Here is a 7792-nt window from a genome sequence, read left to right on the forward strand (position 1 = left end):
CCTAATCAATCGTCCACAAAACGCCCAATAATATGGACATTTTCAGCAATTGATACAAAAGCTTTAGGGTCAGCTTTTTTCATCAAATATTTAAAATCATTGTATTCTTCACGCGTAATAATAGCAAGCAAAACTGCTTTCTTTTCGTGATTATAAGTCCCTTCTGCATCATTGATAGAAGTTACCCCGCGGTGTAATTTCGTGTGAATCATCGTAATCACTTTTTCGGGTCTGCTAGTCACAATCATGGCCTGCATTTTCTTTTGTTTCGTGAAAATCGCATCGGTAACGCGACTAGAAACGAAAATCGTCACCATTGAGTACAGAGCGTATTGCCAACCAAATAACAAGCCTGCAAAGAACATGATAATGGCATTGACAATGAGCGAGATACTGCCCACATCACGCCCCGTTTTTTTCCGAATGGTCAAGCTGACAATGTCCGTTCCACCACTTGAGATACGAGATCTAAGTCCAAAACCAACACCAGCTCCCATCACAAGCCCACCAAAAATAGCATTAATGAGCGGGTCTGTTGTCAAAGTAACTTCTGGAACAATCTGGATAAAGAAAGAACTCATGGTTACTGTGATTAGGGTAAAAACGGTAAATTTATGACCGATTTTGTACCAAGCCAATATCAGCAAAGGGAGATTTATCCCATAAAAGGCCAAGGAAATTGGAATTTTAAAACCAATCAACCGTTCACTAATTGCAGATAAAACCTGTGCAAAGCCAGTCGCACCACTAGAGTAAACATGCCCAGGTTGAAAAAAGAAATTCACCGCAATCGCAGACAATATCCCATAAAGAATAGATGCCGAAATTTTTTCGGCATACTTTTCTCTGGAAATACTCTGCATGGTTTTCAGTAGGCCATATTTTTCTGCCCACCGACTAACGACAAACTTTGTTTTCTTCTTGATAGGTGTTTTTCTAATCATCACTTTCAATAGCTAAAGCCAATTCGTCTAATTGCTTGTCTGAAACAAGGCTCGGTGCCTGTGTCATCGGGTCTGCTGCTTTATTATTTTTAGGAAAGGCAATCACTTCACGAATATTTTCTTCGCCAGCAAGAAGCATTACAAAACGGTCAAGACCAATAGCCAAACCACCGTGTGGTGGGAAACCGTAATTCATCGCTTCTAACAAGAAACCAAATTGGTCATTGGCTTCTTCTGCTGTAAAGCCAAGTGCTTTAAACATACGTTCTTGCAAGTCTTTGTGGTTAATACGCAAGCTACCACCACCAAGTTCGTAACCGTTAAGCACGATATCGTAGGCAACGGCACGCACTTTCGACAAATCACCTTCCAATTCATGTGCTGATTCTTCCGTTGGCAATGTGAATGGGTGGTGAGCTGACATATAGCGACCTTCTTCTTCTGACCATTCAAACATTGGCCAATCAACAATCCAAAGGAAATTGAATTGTGAAGTGTCAACCATGTCAAGTTCTTTGGCAATGCGTGTACGAAGAGCACCAAGTGTATTATTAGCCACTTCAAGCGTATCCGCAACAAAGAGCACCAAATCATTCTCTTCAAGTTGTAAACGTACTGTCAATTCGCTTTCAATACTTGTCAAGAATTTCGCAACTGGTCCACTGATAGCTCCATCTGTAAATTTGATCCAAGCAAGGCCTTTGGCACCAAATTGTTTTGCAAATTCTGTTAATTTATCAATGTGTTTGCGTGAATACTTGTCCGCATTTCCTTTAACCACGATAGCTTTGACTACTGGTGCTTGTGAAAATACTTTGAAGTCAACATCCTTGACAAGTTCTGTCAAGTCCCGTAAAAGCATTTCAAATCGTGTGTCAGGTTTGTCTGAACCATAATTGTTCATGGCATCATCATAAGACATACGTGGGAATGGTAGAGTTACGTCGATACCTTTGGTATCTTTCATAACTTTGGCAATCATTCCTTCAGTGATATCTTGGATATCTTTATCTGATAAGAATGACGTTTCCATATCCACTTGTGTAAACTCAGGTTGACGATCTCCACGCAAATCTTCATCACGGAAACATTTTACGATTTGGTAGTAACGGTCAAAACCAGCATTCATCAACAATTGTTTTGTGATTTGTGGGCTTTGTGGCAAAGCGTAAAAATGACCTTGGCTCACACGGCTTGGCACCAAATAATCACGCGCTCCTTCAGGCGTTGATTTTGTCAACATCGGTGTTTCAACGTCAATAAATTCAAGGTCGTCCAAGTAATTGCGGATAGAGTGTGTCACCTTCGCACGCAATTTAAAGTTGTTAAGCATTTTTGGACGGCGAAGATCCAAGTAACGGTATCGCAAACGATTGTCATCTGTCACATCAACATCATCTTTGATTTCAAATGGTGTTGTTTTAGCAGTGTTTAGGATGGTCAATGCTGACACTTTCAATTCAACCGCACCTGTTGGCAAGTTTGGATTTTCTTGTTCGCGTAAGGCAACTTCTCCTGTCACCTCGATAACGAATTCGTTACGAAGGCTTTCTGCTGTTGCCATAACGTCGCTTGAAACTGTTTCAGGATTGATGACCAATTGCATAATCCCTTCACGGTCACGAAGATCGATGAAAATAAGTCCACCTAAATCACGACGACGACCGACCCAACCTTTAAGAGTCACTTCTTGGCCAATATGTTCGCTACGAACACGACCCGCATACATTGTACGTTTCATTGCTATCTTTCTCCGTTTTTTAATTTATTCATTCCCACCTATTATAGCAAAAAGCACGAAAAAACCCCACCCATGCGGTAGAGTTTTTTTGCCTTTTCCCAATTAAGCCTTTTCACGTGCTTTCTTCATTGAAAAAGCAATTAGCTTAGTTTTCTGAAAATATCTGAAAAGTTTGTTTCAATTTCTTCAAAGCTTGCGGTCACTTCTTCGCGGGTTTGGTTGTTTTTGACCGTTACTTGACCTGCTTCCACTTCACTTTCTCCCAAAGTGATGATGGTTTTAGCATGGAAAGCATCCGCAGACTTGAATTGTGCTTTGATTTTACGTCCGAGGTAATCACGTTCTGCTGCAAAACCTTGATGACGAAGGGCTTGAACAAGTTCTAAAGCTTTAAGATTTGCACCTTCTCCCAAAACAGCAATGTAAACGTCCAAATCATTTTCAATCGGTAATGCAATGCCTTGTTTTTCCAAGATAAGAAGCAAACGTTCAAGACCAAGTCCAAAGCCAAAACCAGGGGTTTCTGGACCGTCAAAGTAATCTACAAGACTATCGTAACGCCCACCCGCACAAATGGTCAAATCAGATTTGTCAACGGTTGTGATAAACTCAAAAATCGTGTGGTTGTAATAATCTAAGCCACGCACCATATTAGTATCAATAACGTAAGGAATATGGAGGGCTTCAAGCATGTCACGAACCGCATCAAAGTGAGCTTGGCTTTCTTCATCGAGGTAATCTAAAATAGATGGCGCATTTTCAACAGCTTGCTTGTCCTCTTTTTCCTTCGAATCCAAGACACGAAGCGGATTTTCATCCAAACGGCGTTGGCTATCTTTTGACAATTCATCACGCATTGGTGTCAAGTAATCAATCAAGTCTTGGCGATAAGCCGCACGACTAGCCGCACTTCCTAGGGTATTTAAATGAAGAGTGACATCTTTGATCCCTAGGGTTTGGAACAATTGGTAAGCCATGGCAATGGTTTCCACATCTGTAGCTGGATTAGCAGAGCCAAAGCATTCCACACCAATTTGGTGGAACTCACGCAAACGACCAGCTTGTGGACGCTCGTAGCGGAACATTGACCCAATATAGTACATTTTCACAGGTTTTTGTACTTCTGGCGCAAATAATTTATTTTCCACAAATGAACGCACCACAGGAGCCGTACCTTCTGGACGCAAGGTAATGTGACGGTCACCCTTATCGTAGAAATCATACATTTCTTTTGTCACAATATCCGTTGTGTCACCAACTGAACGGCTAATCACCTCGTAATGCTCAAACATCGGTGTGCGGATTTCGCTGTAATGGTATTTCTTGAATGTTTCACGCGCAACAGCTTCGACATATTGCCAATTTGCGCTTTCGCTAGGTAAAATATCTTGGGTTCCTTTAGGTTTTTGCAGTTTCATAATAAGATACACTGGCACCAAATTTTCAAATTTAGCCCCTTCATTCCTTTCTACTATTGTAGCGATTCAATCATTTCTATTTTATCACAAAAACAAGTTCTAAAGAAGAAGCACAACCTTTTTTTAGGATTTCTTCAGCTATTTTTAAATTTTTTGTCAAGTAACTTTACTTTACAAAAAAGATATGGTATGATGTTAAAGTTGATTGAAAATCAAGAACTAAAAAATTATCGGAGGAAATAACAAATGGCAGTACCTGCACGTCACACTTCAAAAGCGAAGAAAAACAAACGTCGTACACACTACAAATTGACTGCTCCATCAGTAAAATTTGACGAAACTACTGGAGATTACTCACGTTCTCACCGTGTATCACTTAAAGGATACTACAAAGGACGTAAAATCGCTAAAGCAGCTAAATAATAGAAGGGAGATACCATGCGCGTAAATATCACACTTGAACACAAAGAATCTGGTGAACGCTTGTACCTTACTTCAAAAAACAAACGTAACACTCCAGACCGTCTTCAATTGAAAAAATACTCACCAAAATTGCGTAAACACGTAATCTTTACTGAAGTGAAATAGGGATTCAATACACGTCAATAGACGTTGAAAACCTTGATTTTATGCGATTCTTGATTTTTCAGATTTCACTACATCGCAATATAAATCAACCGAATCACTACCTTTTTCACTACCTTTTTTGAAATAAGATATATTCGGATAACCCTGAGCCTGACAGCATTGTCAGGCTTTTTTTGTTACTTCCGTCACTACCAAAACAAAAAAGCAAGTCATAAAAACTTGCTTAACGACCATTAACGGCATAAATATAAGTAATATAATTGGCGAAATCTCCAATTTTCTTACGGTCTGACTCTATTTCGTCAAACCAAGAGCTATCTACTCCTTCACTTGCTAGATAGCGTACAACCAATTTCAAAGCCATTATCACTTGATTATGCTTATTAGTACGACTGCCATCAGTAGCTTGTCGCTCTTCACGGCTAATCAGATACCACTTGGAGCGAATTTGCGTATATTCAATAGCATTCTTTACAAAGTCTAGCCAATACTGTTCAAACTCAATATCTCCCTTTTTCATGCCGTCTAATATCTTTTGATGATATTCCTGACATTGTTCAAATGACAAGACCCCACCTTTTTCCTCTAAAAATGTTTGATATGAAAACATTATATTCCTCCAAATTATGCCTATTATTTAGCTAGAGCTTCATACATCTCAAATAACCTAGCCACGGTCTCACTTTCGGTCAACCATGTTTTCTTGCCGTCAACTTCTTTAGTCATTCCGTAAGCTTGCATGACAGCTTTATCGTTTGCTTGGTGAGCTTTACGGAGTTCTGGTGGCATGGTTAACTCATCATACAAATCAGCAAGACTAGAATCTGGGTACAAGGCACGAGCGTCTAGAATGGCTTGTGCTGTTTGAGAAATTCTCTCCTCCCGCTCTTTGGTCACTTCTGGCCAAGGAAAGTTGTTGTAAACAATCTTGGCAGAATAACGGTAATCAGACTTGAGACGTCCTGCAACAGTTCGCATCCACGCCATGTGAACGTTGGAAGTGAGAATGCCGAAGTGATAAAGAGAGGCGTTGGGGATGATTTGGACAGCATCACTAGCAATAACATCAGGACTAGTAAAGCCAAGCGGGATATACCGTCGATTTTCTGATGATACCCTAGGAATAATCATGTAATTTCCAATAGGTTGTCGAATTTCTCCAAAAAGATATGGTACTTCTGCTAACTTTTTAGTAGAAGCTCGGTTAGACGCTTCTCTATTTTTACGTACTTGATCAACTGCTTCATAAATAGGTTTTATTTTTCTCCATTCAGCAGGGTTTACATCATATAGCCATAACGTCCATCGGTCTTTATTATTGATAAATTCACTTGCCCCAACAAGTTTTTTGAAGAACTGTTCTGCTTGAGGATAAGATTTGCAAATCTCTTTTTTTCTTCAGTTGAGAAATTACTTAAAGCACCCCCATCATTTGGCATAGAACCAAAAATCATCTGAGGTACACTACAAATTGGCTTAGTTCGATTTTCGATAAAAATATCACTAGCTTCAGCTAGATAACCATTAATATGACTAACCTTCTTGACTTTCTCTGTAGTTTCAAAAATCTTTTTATTTGCTATGTCTTTACCAAATCCAATGATGACACAATGAACTGCTGCTTTATCTTTTGCCTCGCTGTTCCATTTGAAAGTTTTATAAGCAAAGTTTATTGATACCGAAAAATCTTGAATAAGAATTTTCCAAAGAAGACTTGCCTGTTCTCCTTGCGTAATAGAGTTAGTTGATACTAAAGCGGTCTGAATTTCTGTACCTTGCATAAGTTGAGCAGATTTGATATACCACCCAGAAACAAAATCAAGGTTTCCTGCCCCTTTATATCCGTCAAACACATTTAATAGGTCTACTTTCTGAGCTTTACTCATGACACGAGCACCCAAAAACGGCGGATTTCCAATAATGTAACTGAGCTTGTCCTTATCCACTACTTCTTCCCAATCAGTTGTGAGCGCATTCGCATTGACAATATTGGTATAGGATTTCAATGGGAGAAAGTCAATCTCGGCATAAACAATTTCTTTAGTCGCTTCTAGCATTTGGCTTTCTGCAATCCAAAGGGCTGTCTTAGCTACTGAAACGGCAAAGTCATTGATTTCAATCCCATAGAACTGATTAAGTTTTACTTTAACTAAGTCAAGCTCTTCAACATCAAGACGAACACTGTCGCCCATATAGAGTTTGATAGCTTCATTTTCCAAACGACGCAAAGAAATATAAGTCTCTGTCAAGAAATTACCAGACCCACAAGCAGGGTCAAAGAAGGTTAGGCTAGCTAGTTTAGTTTGGAACTGTTTCGCCTTCTGCTCAACCGTCGACTTTTGCTTAAAGCCTTTAATAGCATTGAGCTCATCCTTTAAGTCATCAAGAAAGAGCGGGTCAATGACTTTATGGATATTTTCTATAGAAGTATAGTGCATCCCACCAGAGTGACGTGTTTCTGGGTTCAAAGTGCTTTCAAAAACTGCCCCAAAGATAGTTGGACTAATATCTGACCAGTCAAACTGAGAACTGGCATGCCATAGGATAAGCTGACGAAGGTCTTCCGTGAAGTTAGGAATTTCAATATCTTTTTCAGAGAACATCCCACCATTGACATATGGGAAACTTGAAAGGCTTTCTTCAAGATAAGGGTCACGTTCAGAAAAAGGGGTATCAAGGACTTCAAATAATTGGATTAGAGCTGTTCTGAAAAACTGAGGTGGAAACTGAGCTAGGTAGTCATGAAATGCTAGCTTATGACCAAATAGCCCAGAATCTTCCGCATAAAAACAGAATACTAAGCGGACAATCAACTGGTTAATCGCATGAAGGCTCTCTGGATTTTCAGAGTCTTTGTACTGTTTGAGAAGCCCCTCATAGATTTCCCCAACTATTTCACCTGCTTGCATGGAAATCTGCATTTCACGCTCAAGGTGTTCATTGGTTTTATCGATTAGAAACTCTAGACGGTAACTTTCTTCTGGAAGGTCTTCTAATTTAATAACTGTAGCTTCTGCATTTGGCTGCTCCATATCATAGATATAGAACTCATTGAAGTTACAAGTCACAATCCAGCGTGGACGCTTCGAATAAGGGAGATT

General features: G+C 39.6%; 6 protein-coding genes and 1 pseudogene. 2 read left to right on the forward strand and 5 right to left on the reverse strand.

Annotated elements, in window-relative coordinates:
* Positions 1-5 precede the first annotated feature (5 nt).
* The 3 genes from B3473_RS02150 to hisS all read right to left on the reverse strand — a co-directional run bounded on the left by B3473_RS02150 (position 6) and on the right by hisS (position 4103).
* A complete protein-coding gene (locus B3473_RS02150; RefSeq protein WP_235281058.1) occupies positions 6-947 on the reverse strand; it encodes a YitT family protein in 942 nt (313 codons plus the stop codon).
* Positions 937-2685 carry an aspartate--tRNA ligase gene (gene aspS, locus B3473_RS02155; protein WP_235281059.1) on the reverse strand — a complete coding sequence of 583 codons (1749 nt, stop codon included), beginning with the start codon at positions 2683-2685 and terminating at the stop codon, positions 937-939. Before aspS ends, B3473_RS02150 begins: the two co-directional genes overlap by 11 nt.
* 140 nt (positions 2686-2825) lie before the next feature.
* Entirely contained in the window at positions 2826-4103 is a 1278-nt protein-coding gene (gene hisS, locus B3473_RS02160; protein WP_235281060.1) for a histidine--tRNA ligase, read from the reverse strand.
* Positions 4104-4349: 246 nt separating this feature from the next.
* Here hisS and rpmF point away from each other — a divergent pair, with 246 nt between their 5' ends.
* Positions 4350-4526, forward strand: a complete 177-nt coding sequence (rpmF, locus tag B3473_RS02165; RefSeq protein ID WP_003066947.1) for a 50S ribosomal protein L32 — start codon at positions 4350-4352, stop codon at positions 4524-4526.
* Between the two features lie 15 nt (positions 4527-4541).
* Positions 4542-4691, forward strand: coding sequence for a 50S ribosomal protein L33 (gene rpmG / locus B3473_RS02170; RefSeq protein ID WP_002262412.1), 150 nt, complete (start codon positions 4542-4544; stop codon positions 4689-4691).
* Positions 4692-4914: 223 nt separating this feature from the next.
* Here the strand turns inward: rpmG and B3473_RS02175 are convergent, their stop codons facing one another.
* Entirely contained in the window at positions 4915-5301 is a 387-nt protein-coding gene (locus B3473_RS02175; RefSeq protein ID WP_235281137.1) for a hypothetical protein, read from the reverse strand.
* A 23-nt stretch (positions 5302-5324) separates the two neighbouring features.
* A pseudogene (locus tag B3473_RS02180) lies at positions 5325-7792 on the reverse strand (DNA methyltransferase); the annotation flags it as partial.

This window comes from Streptococcus sp. UBA632, from assembly GCF_002300045.1.
Taxonomy (GTDB): Bacteria; Bacillota; Bacilli; order Lactobacillales; family Streptococcaceae; genus Streptococcus; species Streptococcus alactolyticus.